The sequence below is a fragment of the Flavobacterium phycosphaerae genome (assembly GCF_010119235.1).
Taxonomy (GTDB): domain Bacteria; phylum Bacteroidota; class Bacteroidia; order Flavobacteriales; family Flavobacteriaceae; genus Flavobacterium; species Flavobacterium phycosphaerae.
The window spans coordinates 1-13,382 of sequence record NZ_JAAATZ010000001.1 but is presented as its reverse complement, the minus strand read 5'-3'; the positions used below and the strand labels follow the sequence as shown (position 1 = coordinate 13,382).

Sequence of the window (13,382 nt, the reverse complement as noted above, 5' to 3'; positions counted from 1 at the left end):
GATGTTGATTTTGTTAATAATATTATCATCTTCAAAAAGAGAATGGAGATTAAAGTCATTCCTAAAAAAGAGCTCAAAATAATTGATGTCACCTATAACAATTTAAATGATTTTCTTTCCGTTAAACTTGAGAATGATTCTTTGCCTAATGTAGTTCAGGCTATAATTGACAAGTCGGGGAAAAATATCATTATGGCCCCTGACATTAAAACTCAAAAAGTATCCTCCTACATTCTAAACCGTCCCTTTGATCAGGTTATCGAGATGATGGCTAAATCAAATAGTCTTACTGCTACTAAAGACGATAATGGGTTTTATCTTTTAGAAAGGAGTAGTCAGAACTCAGTTTCAACTGCCACGGAAAAAAACAATACCGTTAAAAATAAACCTCAAAAATTAGCCGCTGATGCTCCCGGATTTTTTCAGGTGGATGTTAATAAGAATGGATTTTTAGATGTTAAAGCCAATGTTGCTGATGCCACCGATTTAATTGAAGAGGCTGCAGAAAAATTAAAAATCAATTATTTTTTCTATAATAAGCCTGAAAATGAAAAGACATCATTGCAAGTTGATAATCTAACTTTCGATGATTTATTGGCAAATATTTTTAAAGGCAAAAAATATGCATTCAAAAAGCAGAATGACTATTACTTAATAGGGGAACAGGTAACAGAAGGGCTAAGGGCAACAGAAATCATTCAGCTTGAAAATCGTTCTATTGAATCTGTTTTGACTTCATTGCCAAGAGTTTTTACTGAAAAATTGGAAATTAAGGAATTTGTTGAATTGAATGGTTTAGTTGTTTCTGGTGCCAAGTCTTTGATTGATGAATTGCGTGTCTATATTAAACAAATTGATAAAGTAGTTCCCTTAGTTCAAATAGAAGTTATTATCGTACAGTATAATAAATCATATGATATTCAAACCGGTATTAAGGCTGGTATTGATAAAAGCAATATTAAACAAACCAGCGGAGTTCTATTCCCTACAACTGATGTTAATCTAAATGGTGGTTCAGTGAACAATTTGATAGATGCATTTAATGGACTCGGATTAATTAAATTGGGAAAAGTAACTGAAGCTTTCTATTTGAATCTACAAGCACTTGAGAATAATTCTATTATTAAAATTGAGTCAACTCCGAAAATAGCCACGATTAGTGGTCACGAGGCCAAATTAGCAATTGGGGAAACTAGTTACTATTTTGAGCAAACTAATCAGTTAATTAATAGTGGGATAAATAATAATATTTTGCAGTCAGGATCTTGGAAATCTACTGATGCTAATTTAAGTCTATCTATAAAACCATTTGTTTCTACTGACGAAAATGTTACTCTTAATATAGTTGTTGAAAAAAGTTCTTTCCTAGCCAGAGCAGGGGCTACAGCACCGCCGGGTAAGGCCACACAAAAATTTGAATCTTTGGTGAGAGTTAAAAATAATGAAATGATATTGCTAGGTGGATTAGATGAATTGGAAAGAGAGAATTCAGGTTCAGGTGTTCCCTTGATATCAAGAATACCTATAATTAAATGGTTTTTCAGTAGCAGAAAAAAGGCAAAAAGTACTTCGAAACTTCATATTTTTATTAAACCGACAGTTGTTTATTAATGAATTTTTTATTTCATAAAATAGTAAATTTTAAGGCCCTTAATCTAATCGGAGTCTTTAGGACTGGTGAAGGTGATTCTTATTTTCTTTTGAAAGTAAAGAAAAACAAGTCGCAGTTAGATATTGTTGAAAATTTGGTTTTTTCTGATATTGAAAGCTTAAAAGCTAAACTGGATACCGGAAATCCGTCGATTCTTTTGTTGGATGGCAAAGGAATATTGAATAAAAAGATTGACTTAAAAAATGAGGCTGATACTGAATGGTTAAAAAATTTAGATTATAAATCAATACATTATACCAGTTATAATACTCAAGACAGTCAATTTTTGAGTTTTTGCAGAGCTACTGTATTAGACGAATTGATTGGTCTTTTTCATAAAAATGAAATCCAGATTATTGATTTTTATATTGGTGGTTTAACTGCAGTTTTGGTTAATGATTTACTTGATAAAGGTAAACTCTTATCCAATGAAACAGTACTTGAATTTAATAATAACACTTTAAATGCTATTTCAAAAACTGTTGAAGATAACAAAACTGAAAATTATGCTATTGGAACGGCCTCGATTACTAATTTCCATCTTCCATTATATGGGGCTGCCATTAATTTTTATATCAATCAAAATACTATTCAAAAAGTAGTAGTGGTCAGATAGATTACGAGGAGGTTATTTATAGAAAGGTTTTTGAAAAATCGGGAGTTGTAATGTTAGTTGGTTTTTTTTGTTTACTGCTTGCCAGTTATGGTTTAACTCAATATTTCATTTATAAAAATGCAACTTTAAATTTAGAAAACAGTTTTACAAATAAGTCATATATGGTTATTAATGATTTAGAACTTCAAAAGGAAAAAAAACTTAAAATTCTTGCTGAAACTGGTTTTTCTTCGAAGAAGTTTATCTCATTTTATTGTTATGAATTGTCAAAATCAATTCCGGCTGCCATCAATTTTTCTTATTTGGAAGTGTACCCATTAAAAAAGAAATCAAAAAAACCGAAAAGGTTGAATTTGATTATAAAATCATTTTATTGAGAGGGAATACTGTTAATGAAACTGCTTTTAATGATTGGATTGATTCTTTAAAAAATGAAAAATGGTTGCAAAATTGGAGATAATATCTATTAAAAGAGACAAACAAAACATATCTTATTTTGAATTAAAAATCACTATCAAGGATGTTTAATGAATACAGCTATAAACTCAAATTTAAATTTCTGATTGTATTTTTATAATACTTTCTATAACTGCTTACAAGAGATCTTTCAGTAATTTGATTTTATTGTATACGGAAAATAATGTTTTGAGAGATAAAAAAGCGCTAATGAATAATCAAACTTCCAATATTAGAGTTTTGAGCAACCAAGTGGCTGGGTTAGATAAACTGATTGGTAAAGAAGGGGTTGAAAAAGAAAAAATTCAACAGGAAATCATTGATTTTTTAGTGAAAAATGGCTCCGAAATTTCGATTAATAATTTACAACCCATTCACAATTTTGTATACGATGATTATCAGGTTTATACTTATGAAATAGATTTAACAGGAAGCTATAATCAGTTATTGGACTTGACCTATAAATTTGAAAAACAATTTGACTATTCAAAAATAATAAGCCTTGCCTTTTATACTGATAAAAAAACACTAAAAAAGAAATGTTACATTTAAAACTAATATTCCAAAATTATGAAAGCAATAAATAGCATAATCATCGTACTGACTTTGATTTCTTTGTGTTCTTGTGAAGATATTATAGAGAAAGATATCACTAACGATGTTGTACAAATTATATATCCGCAAAACAGCCAATCTATTTACAGTAATGTAGTAGATTTTCAATGGAATGAACTCGATGGCGCTGACAAATACAGAATACAAGTTTACTCAACCAATTCTAATATGGTTTTAGATTCATTAGTCAGTCAAAATCATTTTAGTTTTCCTTTGACCCAAGGGAATTATCAATGGCGTGTTAGAGGTGAAAACTTTGCATATTCTTCTACTTATACTTTTAACTATAATTTTGCGGTTTATGAGACTAACGATTTAACTAATCAGCAAATTATATTATCTAATCCATCCGATAATTTTTATACTAATAATACAGCCGTAATTTTATCTTGGCAAAGTTTAACTGCTGCTGATAGTTATAGTTTTGAGTTGATTAATGTTACCAATGCAGCGTCTATAGTTAATCAGCAATCTAACTTAACTGTCACATCTCTTACCTTAAACAGTACTATATTGGCTAATGATGCCCAATATAAATGGAAGATAAAAGGAGTAAACAGTACTAGTGCCACGATGTTCTCTTCGAGAAATTTTTATTTAGACAGAAGTATTCCAAATACTCCTGCAAACGCTTTACCAGCAGCTAATTCATCACAAACTATAAATGAACCGATAAACTTTACCTGGACCATCCCTGCAGATGTTGGAGCCATTCAATCAGCCATATCCTATACGATAGAATTTTCCAGCGATGTAAACTTTACTTCAATTCTTCAGTCATCGAATACTGCAACAACGAGTTTCCAACAGTCATTTTCAACAGCCGGAGATTATTATTGGAGAGTAAAAGCAAAGGATTTAGCCGGAAATACAGGATTGTATAATGTGCCTTTTAAATTTACAGTAAATTAAAACTCATTTTTTAGTTGATGAAAAAGAAATTAAATGTTGTTTTATTAGTATTGATGTTATCCTTGTGGGGAACTGTAATTTATAGATATGTAAATCAATATTTGTTAAAAAGGAGCCATTGTCTTTTGCTACTATTACCAATAGTAATTATGATGCTAAAAATAAAATACTTAAAAAGGATACTTTTGAATTGAACAAGATTATAAGAGATCCATTTCTGTGCAGCTCTAAAGGAGTAGCTAAAAGAACACGCATAAATTCAAATAATGTATCTTCTAAGAAAGAACTAAAAAAAGAGCTGTCAAAGGCGACCTCTAAAACTTTATTTCCGAATGTTCGTTATTTTGGATATATTAAATCTGTAGATAATAAGGCACAAGAACAATCCTTTTAAGCTCAGACGGCAAGTTTTTGAAACTGCATTTGAATCAGGATAAAGATGGCTTAAAAGTAACCGCCTTAAACAAAGATTCTATTAAAGTATATTATAATAAAGAATCAAAATGGTTTCGGGTAAAAAAGAAATAAGGTAATGTTGGTAATGTTCCAATGTTAGTGATGAATAAAATTACAATGTTTAACTATATTTGAATCAATAGGAATTATAAAATTTATTAGTGCATTGTAAAATTCTTGCGTTCCCAGCACGTGCCTTACGTTCTGCATCTAAAAGAATTTTATTTCCAAATCCTTTCCCTTCAAAATCTTTTGCTACTGAAACATGAGAAACTTCCCATTGATACCATTGTACTTTTTTGCTTTCTGCACAAGCAATAACTTTTTCGAAATCTAATATATAAACATAATTGTCTTTATTGGCTAAAGCTTTTTCTTCGGTATATTGTACTGTCAATTGATTTCGATTGTTCAGAAGTTCTGCTATTTGATTTGCGATTTTGGTAGTCATAAAGATGATGTCTAAGTAATTGAATCAAGATTAATTAAATTGTCTTTTGTAAACCAGCTTTCAGCAGTAGATAAGATTGCAGGGGAGGGTAGATGAAAAAAAACTGCTAAGTTCTCTTTTGCTCTAGTACAGCATACATAAAATATTTTTGTGTCCTTTCTTTAATTTTTGGATAACTTTCTAGTTTAGATTTTGTCTTTGATTTGCCATCAATTAATGATTGATAAATACTCCCATTATCAAAACATATTCGAAGTTATATTTATTCCAATTTCCTCGATCTAGAATAACTAAAACATTATCAAATTCGTTTCCTTTAGTTTTATGTTGTGTCGAGAACGGGGTATAGCCCTCTAAATAATTGAAAAGATTTAAAAATTCAGTATAACCAACTTTACAAACCCTGTTATAAACATATTGTTTTTAGCAATATACTCATCTAATCGTTGGTCTTTTATAATAATTTTGTAAGTGTCTGCCAAATCAATCATTTCTCCAATACTCTTAGAACCAATATTTGATAAATCTTCAATTTGCTTTTTCAAAACAGTTTTATCATTAATAGAGTTAATTTTATAATTCGTTGTTTTTAAAAATCATTGTAAAATCCGTCTTTGTATAAACGTATACAATTTTGAATTTTAAATAAATGCTTTAAGAGATTGTCGCGTTTTGAACCCTTTTTGCTCTCTTCTCCTTCTTTTGTTTTTTATCATCGGTCAGTATCTCGCTATCCAAGTAAATCTTCTTAAAAACTTCGAAGGGATAAGTTATGGCTTCATTAAATAAATCTTGATTTGAAGTTATAAAATTCAACATATTGCCGTTAGAAGGATTTATTCCTGTTTTTTTATAACGTCACTGAAAGTATCGCTTTCAAGAACTATTATTTCGGGATGTTCCTTTAAAAAAGAATTGATTAAATTTTTATATTCTAAAATCTGGTCATCATTATAGATACTCATCAATGCCGAAAATTGAGCTTGTTTAGCTATTAAATTATGGGTTAAATTTAACTCCTTTGTATTTCAGCATCATTAAAATCCCAATCGAGATATTGACGTACTTTTTCCAAATTATATTCTGATGAATATATAAATTTATATCACCGGGTTTTACCTTACCAGTAGTATCCATATTTGGAGCATCTAAATCTTGAGATTCCTTTTGTACCAATCCATCATTTCTCAGTTTATTAGCTAAGTCTATTACTTTTAATGGATTACGACGATTCTGTTCTTTTTTATTTCTCTAACCAAATCACCTGAATTACCTTTATAGCTATCCAAACTACCGATCGAATTATCATAAATGGATTGCATAGCGTCGCCAAAAAAACCAACTATATTTACCTTTTTACTTTTTTTGAAATGTTTTAAAAAATCTTAATTACTAATTCATTCGTATCTTGATATTCGTCAACAAGTATGAATTTAAATTTATCCTTGATTATATCATTAAGTTTAATATAATTTTCAAAAAGGTGTTCGGCTATTATCAAAAGCTCATCATGTGAAATAATACCATTTATCAAACTTACGTTTTCCTTATACTGGATCCCATTTTCATTAAACATTTCGATTGTGGGGTTCAGTATGTTAATTTTCTTCACATCAACATTATTGGCTAAATCAACTAGGGCTTTTTTTAGTTCGTATTGATAATTTTTAATACAATCCCATAAAAAATCGTGAATAGTTGAAACATCAAGGTTGTCATCGTCAATTCTTTCCTCAATTTCTTTGACTGCTGCATTAGTGAAGTGATACAGGCAACCCGTTCGGTAGGATATTTACCAATGATCAATCTAATGGTTTGCACCAGTGTATAAGTTTTGCCACTACCAGCTCCACCACTTAAAAGGAAATTATTTTTACTATCAATCTGTTCGATAATATCATCTATTTCAGTTCTAATTAATTTTCCTTCAGCCATAATATACCTTCTTCTATATATTGGGGAATATCCAGTTTGAATAATCATCATTACTATTATATATGATGTCAAGCGCAAAGTGTGTTTTTTTATCTATACACTCATTAGCTAAATCATATACATCTTTACTTGAATCGCCAAAATATCTTGGATTTTAATTCCTCTAAATCTGGCTAGTTTTTTCTTTACTAAATCTAGATTTTTGTGATAGCAAAGAAGGAATCTTCGAAACTCCTTGGAAAGTAGCTATTACATTCTGTTGGTATACTATACATAATATGCCATTTATATTTGGAACCCATCCTGAACTATCTTTTATTAAACATTTTCTTCTAAGGGTAATGTTTTCAAATCTTCTAACGTCTTTCCTTTTAAGAAGTATTTTAATGAAGTATTTGAAAAATCGGTCCCGATTGAAACCCTACAAGCTTCGGCAACTAATCTGTCCTTACCATTTTTATTTGTACAGTTTTCATTTGCACCGCGTCTAAATCAGTGATGATTAGCGATTTTATTCCAATGAAATCAATAAATAATTCAAAATTTGAGAGAAAGCACCAACCTCTATTATTGATATGTTTTGTGATAAGAGAGGAATCTTTTTGTCTATTAAATCTGATGCAGAATTTTGAATGTCTAATTTCTTCATCATTGTAGGTAGTAATATCCGTTCAGTATCTCCTTCAATTAATATAGCTTTGTCCGCAAAAAATATTTCAGCTCTACTGATAGTTAAATATGTTTTAAAAATCATAGTGCCTATTTTTTTATTGTAAAGAAACTTGAGTTCTTTAAGATTTCTGGATTCAATTTTTGATCCAATCTTTCTTAAATATTTAATTTCATCGAAATTACTATCTGCTACGATATGAGAAGAGTGTGTACTAATTAAACATTGTAAACTTTTTGATAACACGTTATTTGTTCCTGCCGTGTTTTTTATTTGCTTTTCGATTGCGTTACCAACGATAGTTTTTATGTTTTTATAAAAACGTACTGCATTTGTGGATGCGTATGTGCCTCAGGCTCCTCAATAAACAGAAGATTTATTTCAGATGGGACTTCTAATAAAGATTTTTGAAATTCATATTTTTTATTTCAATTTCAAAAATCATACTTATTAAATTCAAATAACCTAGACCGTTAAATTGTTCCGGCAAATCATGAATATCATGTTTATAAAATACTGTCGTGTTTCCTTTTAAAGTTCTTTAGATTGTAAAGTAGATAATACGGATAAAACAGAATCATTTTCTTTTATACCTCCGAGTGTTTTAATTTAGAAATAATATCTTCAAAGAAGGATTCATAAATTTTTGACAATTCATCGTCTGTATTTATAATAGTGTCTTGAAACTCCTCAATTTTTCTCTTTCACTTTCTTCTGTTTCTTTCTTTTCGTAAATTTTCGACGTTTGCAGTGAAAGTGTTTTGTCAGTTTCTTTATTCGTTACATCTCTTCGTGCCGAAATGTGTTTGAAATTATAATATCGGAAAGTTTTATATCCTCTATGAAATAAAATTATCTTCAATTATTTCATTAGTACTTTTATCGTAGAAAATAGATTTTTTTTGTTCGTAAATAATCTTGAAATTTAATTTAATAAAATTTTTAAATGTCTTTTCAATATATTTTTTGGGAGGACTTGAAGATGCTGCTTGATTTTTTTTCCCTGTCTCCCTATTTTTAAAAGCTTTATAATCGTCTCTATTTTTAGGTAGTTTCATAATTTAAATAGTAGTCAAACCCCAAAACTATAAAATTATTTTCAGGATCTAGGTCTAACATCAATTTCTGAACTTTGCTAAAATTATCATGGTCAAAATACTCAAAAAAGGATCCTTAACTTAATTCCATAAAATTTTTAACAAAATCTTCTTCTTTTAATTCTAATGAATCTTCAATTAAATTAGTTATCGATGTCACAAAATTTAAATTAAAATCTTCGATACTAAATCTACTACTTTCAGGCTGATTTAAAAATTTATCTAAAATTGTAAGATAGAAGTTTTCCCGGAATTATTTTTCCCGATAATCAGAGATATTCGTCTTCTAAATCGATAACGAAGTTTTCTAGAATTCTAAAATTATTGATGTAAAGTTTTTTGATTTTCATAATTTTTCATGAGTTAAATAATGAAGCCAATCAAAATAATCAAATGAATATTTTGATAGATAATTGCAAATAAACTTTTGTGGTATTTGTAGGGGTGGGGCAGGTCAAAAGTAAGAATAAATTTATTAGTCGACTAAATTTTACAAACTTTTTGATGCAAAATTAGTAAGGAAAGTAGATAGAAACAAATATAATCAAAAACACGAGAATACACTAAATGGGGCAATAACACCTAATAAAAAAAGACTGCAAGATCAGTCTTTGTAATTTATTTAATGCTTATTTTGCTTCAGCAAACGTTTCATAGATTTTGTTGGACAACCGCGCTACTTCTATGCCTATATTTTCTGTGCCATAAATACAAAGATTAGTATATGCCCTTTCACCTTCCTTTTTGATTCTCCAAATATTTTGATGAATTCCTTCGTGATTACGATTCCAAGTCATTGCTTTGATACGATACCTGCTAAATCCGGATTATAGCGTATTCCAAGATCGTGATTAGCAAAAATTACATCATGATCGTTTTCCATTAGTACTTCTACACTAGCAGGTACCCTCAATACCCTTTTGTTAGCTTGGATAACATGCTTTTCAAAATAATTTCGAACCTCGAATCGTTTCCAGAGGCTACTCTAAATAGCTGCGAGCCGCTGTATTTTGATAGGTAATCGTTTAATGCTCTTTTTCTAATATTTAATGCTGAAAAAAACTTAAAGTGCTTCCTCAAGTAGCTCTCTTTAAAAAAATATTTTCCAAAAATCTTCTCTGCATTATCACTAAGAATTTTGCTTTTAATCTCGCCATCAAAAATCTTCCTAGAAACTAAATCCAATATTTCTGAAAAAGTACCGTATTGAACTGTATCATTGAATTTAACCACAATATAGCTTTCGTCGTCAATATTTGCGGGTAATGGCTTGTTTAATTTAACAATTGAATCCCGATTATAAGATTTTGAGTCAAACTCACGGAAGCCCATTTTGCTTGTTATCTTTTGATAGCTCATGGAAGAAGAATTTCTCGGCTTCAATATAAACCGGAATTAAAAAACCACTCGCAATGACTTCATTATCTAAATAACCGTAAAACTTCATCTTTGTCATAATCCGCCGTTATTTTTAATATGACTTTTAACAATTTTTTTAATTTCTTTATAACTTGATTCTACAGGTCTGTCATTCTGTTAGAGTAACTTTTTACGTCACACCCATAGCGTGTTTGTAAAATGGTTTTAATTGATTGAAGGTAAATTACCAGTAGAAAATTTTAAATCAAACTCGGGCAGAATCACTAATTCCAATCCATTACTAAAATGAAAGGGAAAATCATAAATTAACTCAATTGCACTTTTTCGGCCATCTAACTTGTCATTACGGTCATCTGCAATCATCTCTAAATAGCCCTTGATTGCCGGAATCCATCAGGCACAGCAGATTTGTTCTTTTCATCATAGTAAGCCGCATTGTTCTCAAAAAAATGATTAATGACCCTATAAATGTAATCATTATTCCCACTAAAATCAAAATCGTCCAGCGTTAATTTAGTATTAAAAAAATACTTTTCCATACGGTCATGGTGAAAAGCACCAGAATCAAATGGGAATGACTTGACTGGTTGTATAGTAGGTTTTTTTAAAAACGAAACACATTGGAAATGCATCATGTTTATTCAGCTTAAAGGCAGCCCTACCATAGAAAAATATAAGTAATGTTCACCAAAAAACTTCACATTTTTCATTAGGTAATCATTGGAAATTCCATTTTTAGCAAGGAATCCTTCTATGTTTTTTATATTAGCTATATGGTTAACAGGCATTTCAGGAATTGCACATTCATCAATAGCACTGACATAATCGTTAAAAATCCCCATAATTATATTAGTTGATCATTCTATTTCAAGTTTAGTAAAAAAATCAATTTAATATACATTTTCTTTCATTTATTTGAAATAACTACATAAGTATTCTTTCTTAACGTTGCTCAAAATTTAGATTTGTTATGCACTTTAATATTGTGTTTGAGATGATACATAAATTTCTACTAAAAATATGCCCATAATTTATTAACTGACTTCTTCAATTACAACACCCAAATGCTATCTAAAAAGTGATTATCTTCAAAATCTAATCCAGTAAATATCATTTTTTTGTGTCATCCCATTTTGCAACAACCCAATAAAATGTTCATTGTATTTTCTTCCCGAGTTATCAATCTCTAATTGGAAATCTCGCTCTTCAATTAGAACATTGTCTTTATTAAATAATGAAACAACCATTCTAACTTTTTTAGGGCTTCCTTTAATTGGAACAAAATGTAAAAATTGATAAGTATTATCTTTTATCAATGAATCAAAAGTAAATTGATTGACACCTTCAGGTGTATACGCTGTGAAAGTTTCCATATATAGAATTGTTAAAAGGTTTAATAATCTCTTCCTTGAAGAATTCTTTTTCTGTCTTTGGTCTGCAACTCATTGAATTTGTCAATTTTTGCCTGTAAATCATCAGGAAGTTTTATTTGTCCAAATAAGGCAACATAAATTTCATATTGCAATTTAAAGGTATATTTTTTGACATGTCATAGCTTGTTTGCCAAGTGAGTAGGTTCCATCTAGATTCTTCACCCGATGCTCTTTTTTTATTGTAAAGTTTACACGAAATGGTCGTTTATCATTAACGATTTCATATGTCAAAGTTTCTTTATAAGTATCGCTTTCAGAATACCATTCGCAAAATCCTCTGCTTTCACTTTCACGTAAAACTTTTGGTATTCTTGTGCGCCCGAAACGTTCATGGCTTCATAGACCTGCGGTCTTTCGGCGTTGTAGGGTTTATTTTCAACTAATGACTTTTGATATCGTTCAATCTCATCCAGTAAATCTCTTTTGATTGAGCTACTGTATTGAATAAAAGCTAAAATAAATAATGCTAATTTAATAGTTTTCATATTGTCGGTTGGTTTACCCTGTCCCAAGAGTTTTAGAGATTAGATAAAACCAACAGCGTGGGACAAACTCATTACCCAACTCCGCTGGTACCGGCAAGCACCCGAAATATAGATAAGAGAAGCCCACGCCTTGCGAGAGCGACTGCTTAATAATCTATATTTCTTCTGAAGTTTGCCGGTTTCGCGAGAAAGACTATTAGCTTACGCTATTGATATTTACAATGTTATATATTCTTTATTCTATATTGTTTTTTTTAAATTTCAATTCAAATATATTACATTTTCAATGTAAAAACGATACTATCAATAGATTCATTAAAAATAAAACTGCATTGCAATTAAATGTAAAGCGCATATAAAAAATAAAAATAAATTCCATCCATATTGATACACATTAATCCGTATTAATTTGGATAGATAATCAAAATGAAAATCTTATTTTTCATCTTTTTGCACTTGGTGTAAGTAATTGTAGGTGCAAACAGCAGCTGATAGAACTAAGGCTGTGAATAACAATAGTAACTGTTTTTTAATCTGTTTTTGCTTTCAATCAAGGACTGTCGTTGAATATCCGGTGTCACAATTTCAATATTTCTAATATCTATCATTTTTCAAAATTTTTATTGTTGATTCGGTAATTTTATGATTATAAACTCATACACATGGGCTGGTTTACCTTCCCATTTCTCAAAGTGGGTCGTTAAATTGAATTATATCCTCTGCCTTTTAAAAACTCCTCGTGAACAATAGTTTCTGTTTTATTTCCCAAGAAGTTCCTTAAGTATATTTCTATTTTTATGGAGTGGTCGGTCTATAAATGCTCTTTCAAGTTTCAATTTACTGGCCTTATCATTATTGTATTTGATTCTGTTTTGAGGACTAGCAAAGCGTTGAGAGATTTTTTAGGAATAAACTCTTCGCCTGAATATAAACACTTTATGGGTTTTTTATTATCGTTCATTTTAAACTTAATTTCAATAAAATTTATAGGGTATTTTGAAAATTTGGCTTAACCGCATTGATGTTTTCCTCAGTTAATGAATCGGAGTATATAAGGACACGCTTTCCGAGTTTAAAAGCTTTTATTCGATTGTCCCGGATTAATCTGTCAATGGTCTTTGTTGATACTTTTAGATATCCTGCAGCTTCAAAGCGATTAAAGAATTTTTCAGAATTACTAGTATTTTTCCATTGGTATTTATTTTAATACAACGGTACAAGGTTA

17 protein-coding genes and 2 pseudogenes are annotated in these 13,382 nt (G+C 29.8%); 5 read left to right on the top strand and 14 right to left on the bottom strand.

Translation table 11 applies throughout. From position 1 onward, the window contains the following. The first annotated feature begins 42 nt into the window (after positions 1–42). The 5 genes from GUU89_RS00080 (at position 43) to GUU89_RS00060 (ending at position 4,644) form a co-directional block, all read left to right on the top strand. Positions 43–1,611: a type II secretion system protein GspD gene (locus GUU89_RS00080; RefSeq protein WP_235921901.1), complete on the top strand. Its 1,569-nt coding sequence runs from the start codon at positions 43–45 to the stop codon at positions 1,609–1,611. Then, entirely contained in the window at positions 1,611–2,267 is a 657-nt protein-coding gene (locus GUU89_RS00075) for a hypothetical protein (RefSeq protein WP_162126043.1), read from the top strand. Before GUU89_RS00080 ends, GUU89_RS00075 begins: the two co-directional genes overlap by 1 nt. Positions 2,268–2,933: 666 nt before the next feature. Further along, positions 2,934–3,275 carry a hypothetical protein gene (locus GUU89_RS00070; RefSeq protein WP_162126042.1) on the top strand — a complete coding sequence of 114 codons (342 nt, stop codon included), beginning with the start codon at positions 2,934–2,936 and terminating at the stop codon, positions 3,273–3,275. Positions 3,276–3,293: 18 nt separating this feature from the next. Further along, on the top strand, positions 3,294–4,250 hold the full coding sequence (locus tag GUU89_RS00065; protein WP_162126041.1) for a hypothetical protein: 957 nt from the start codon (positions 3,294–3,296) through the stop codon (positions 4,248–4,250). A 118-nt stretch (positions 4,251–4,368) separates the two neighbouring features. Further along, entirely contained in the window at positions 4,369–4,644 is a 276-nt protein-coding gene (locus GUU89_RS00060; RefSeq protein WP_162126040.1) for a hypothetical protein, read from the top strand. Between the two features lie 198 nt (positions 4,645–4,842). Here the strand turns inward: GUU89_RS00060 and GUU89_RS00055 are convergent, their stop codons facing one another. The 14 genes and pseudogenes from GUU89_RS00055 to GUU89_RS15370 all read right to left on the bottom strand — a co-directional run. After that, positions 4,843–5,157: a GNAT family N-acetyltransferase gene (locus GUU89_RS00055; RefSeq protein WP_162126039.1), complete on the bottom strand. Its 315-nt coding sequence runs from the start codon at positions 5,155–5,157 to the stop codon at positions 4,843–4,845. Positions 5,158–5,528: 371 nt separating this feature from the next. Further along, entirely contained in the window at positions 5,529–5,702 is a 174-nt protein-coding gene (locus GUU89_RS14740; protein WP_202924426.1) for a hypothetical protein, read from the bottom strand. 830 nt (positions 5,703–6,532) lie between these two features. Then, entirely contained in the window at positions 6,533–6,733 is a 201-nt protein-coding gene (locus tag GUU89_RS15385) for a UvrD-helicase domain-containing protein (RefSeq protein ID WP_394350919.1), read from the bottom strand. A gap of 71 nt (positions 6,734–6,804) precedes the next feature. Continuing rightward, complete coding sequence (locus tag GUU89_RS15380) at positions 6,805–7,092, bottom strand: AAA family ATPase (RefSeq protein WP_394350891.1); 288 nt, start codon at positions 7,090–7,092, stop codon at positions 6,805–6,807. A gap of 511 nt (positions 7,093–7,603) precedes the next feature. Continuing rightward, complete coding sequence (locus GUU89_RS00045) at positions 7,604–7,846, bottom strand: TOPRIM nucleotidyl transferase/hydrolase domain-containing protein (RefSeq protein WP_162126038.1); 243 nt, start codon at positions 7,844–7,846, stop codon at positions 7,604–7,606. A gap of 221 nt (positions 7,847–8,067) precedes the next feature. Beyond that, positions 8,068–8,169 (bottom strand): annotated as a pseudogene (locus GUU89_RS15375) (AAA family ATPase); the annotation flags it as partial. Positions 8,170–8,601: 432 nt separating this feature from the next. Continuing rightward, positions 8,602–8,820 (bottom strand): hypothetical protein, encoded by a 219-nt coding sequence (locus GUU89_RS00035; protein ID WP_162126037.1) that lies wholly within the window; start codon positions 8,818–8,820, stop codon positions 8,602–8,604. A 948-nt stretch (positions 8,821–9,768) separates the two neighbouring features. Beyond that, the gene (locus tag GUU89_RS00030; protein WP_162126036.1) at positions 9,769–10,218 is read right to left on the bottom strand and encodes a hypothetical protein; all 450 of its coding nucleotides are present in this window, start codon (positions 10,216–10,218) and stop codon (positions 9,769–9,771) included. Between the two features lie 386 nt (positions 10,219–10,604). Continuing rightward, positions 10,605–10,874 (bottom strand): hypothetical protein, encoded by a 270-nt coding sequence (locus GUU89_RS00025; protein ID WP_162126035.1) that lies wholly within the window; start codon positions 10,872–10,874, stop codon positions 10,605–10,607. 6 nt (positions 10,875–10,880) lie between these two features. Next, a complete protein-coding gene (locus GUU89_RS00020) occupies positions 10,881–11,081 on the bottom strand; it encodes a hypothetical protein (protein ID WP_162126034.1) in 201 nt (66 codons plus the stop codon). 246 nt (positions 11,082–11,327) lie between these two features. Beyond that, positions 11,328–11,612 (bottom strand): hypothetical protein, encoded by a 285-nt coding sequence (locus GUU89_RS00015; protein ID WP_162126033.1) that lies wholly within the window; start codon positions 11,610–11,612, stop codon positions 11,328–11,330. A gap of 20 nt (positions 11,613–11,632) precedes the next feature. Beyond that, entirely contained in the window at positions 11,633–11,764 is a 132-nt protein-coding gene (locus tag GUU89_RS15110; protein ID WP_262886102.1) for a hypothetical protein, read from the bottom strand. Positions 11,765–11,899: 135 nt separating this feature from the next. After that, positions 11,900–12,157, bottom strand: a complete 258-nt coding sequence (locus GUU89_RS00010; protein WP_162126032.1) for a hypothetical protein — start codon at positions 12,155–12,157, stop codon at positions 11,900–11,902. Positions 12,158–13,141: 984 nt separating this feature from the next. Then, positions 13,142–13,294: pseudogene (locus GUU89_RS15370) on the bottom strand (excisionase family DNA-binding protein); the annotation flags it as partial. Positions 13,295–13,382: the final 88 nt, after the last annotated feature.

Coding starts and splice junctions, on each gene's coding strand:
- GUU89_RS00080 (WP_235921901.1), top strand. CDS start 43: ATGGAGATTAAAGTCATTCCTAAAAAAGAGCTCAAAATAATTGATGTC.
- GUU89_RS00075 (WP_162126043.1), top strand. CDS start 1,611: ATGAATTTTTTATTTCATAAAATAGTAAATTTTAAGGCCCTTAATCTA.
- GUU89_RS00070 (WP_162126042.1), top strand. CDS start 2,934: ATGAATAATCAAACTTCCAATATTAGAGTTTTGAGCAACCAAGTGGCT.
- GUU89_RS00065 (WP_162126041.1), top strand. CDS start 3,294: ATGAAAGCAATAAATAGCATAATCATCGTACTGACTTTGATTTCTTTG.
- GUU89_RS00055 (WP_162126039.1), bottom strand. CDS start 5,157: ATGACTACCAAAATCGCAAATCAAATAGCAGAACTTCTGAACAATCGA.
- GUU89_RS15385 (WP_394350919.1), bottom strand. CDS start 6,733: ATGTTTAATGAAAATGGGATCCAGTATAAGGAAAACGTAAGTTTGATA.
- GUU89_RS15380 (WP_394350891.1), bottom strand. CDS start 7,092: ATGGCTGAAGGAAAATTAATTAGAACTGAAATAGATGATATTATCGAA.
- GUU89_RS00045 (WP_162126038.1), bottom strand. CDS start 7,846: ATGATTTTTAAAACATATTTAACTATCAGTAGAGCTGAAATATTTTTT.
- GUU89_RS00035 (WP_162126037.1), bottom strand. CDS start 8,820: ATGAAACTACCTAAAAATAGAGACGATTATAAAGCTTTTAAAAATAGG.
- GUU89_RS00030 (WP_162126036.1), bottom strand. CDS start 10,218: ATGAGCTATCAAAAGATAACAAGCAAAATGGGCTTCCGTGAGTTTGAC.
- GUU89_RS00025 (WP_162126035.1), bottom strand. CDS start 10,874: ATGATGCATTTCCAATGTGTTTCGTTTTTAAAAAAACCTACTATACAA.
- GUU89_RS00020 (WP_162126034.1), bottom strand. CDS start 11,081: ATGGGGATTTTTAACGATTATGTCAGTGCTATTGATGAATGTGCAATT.
- GUU89_RS00015 (WP_162126033.1), bottom strand. CDS start 11,612: ATGGAAACTTTCACAGCGTATACACCTGAAGGTGTCAATCAATTTACT.
- GUU89_RS00010 (WP_162126032.1), bottom strand. CDS start 12,157: ATGAAAACTATTAAATTAGCATTATTTATTTTAGCTTTTATTCAATAC.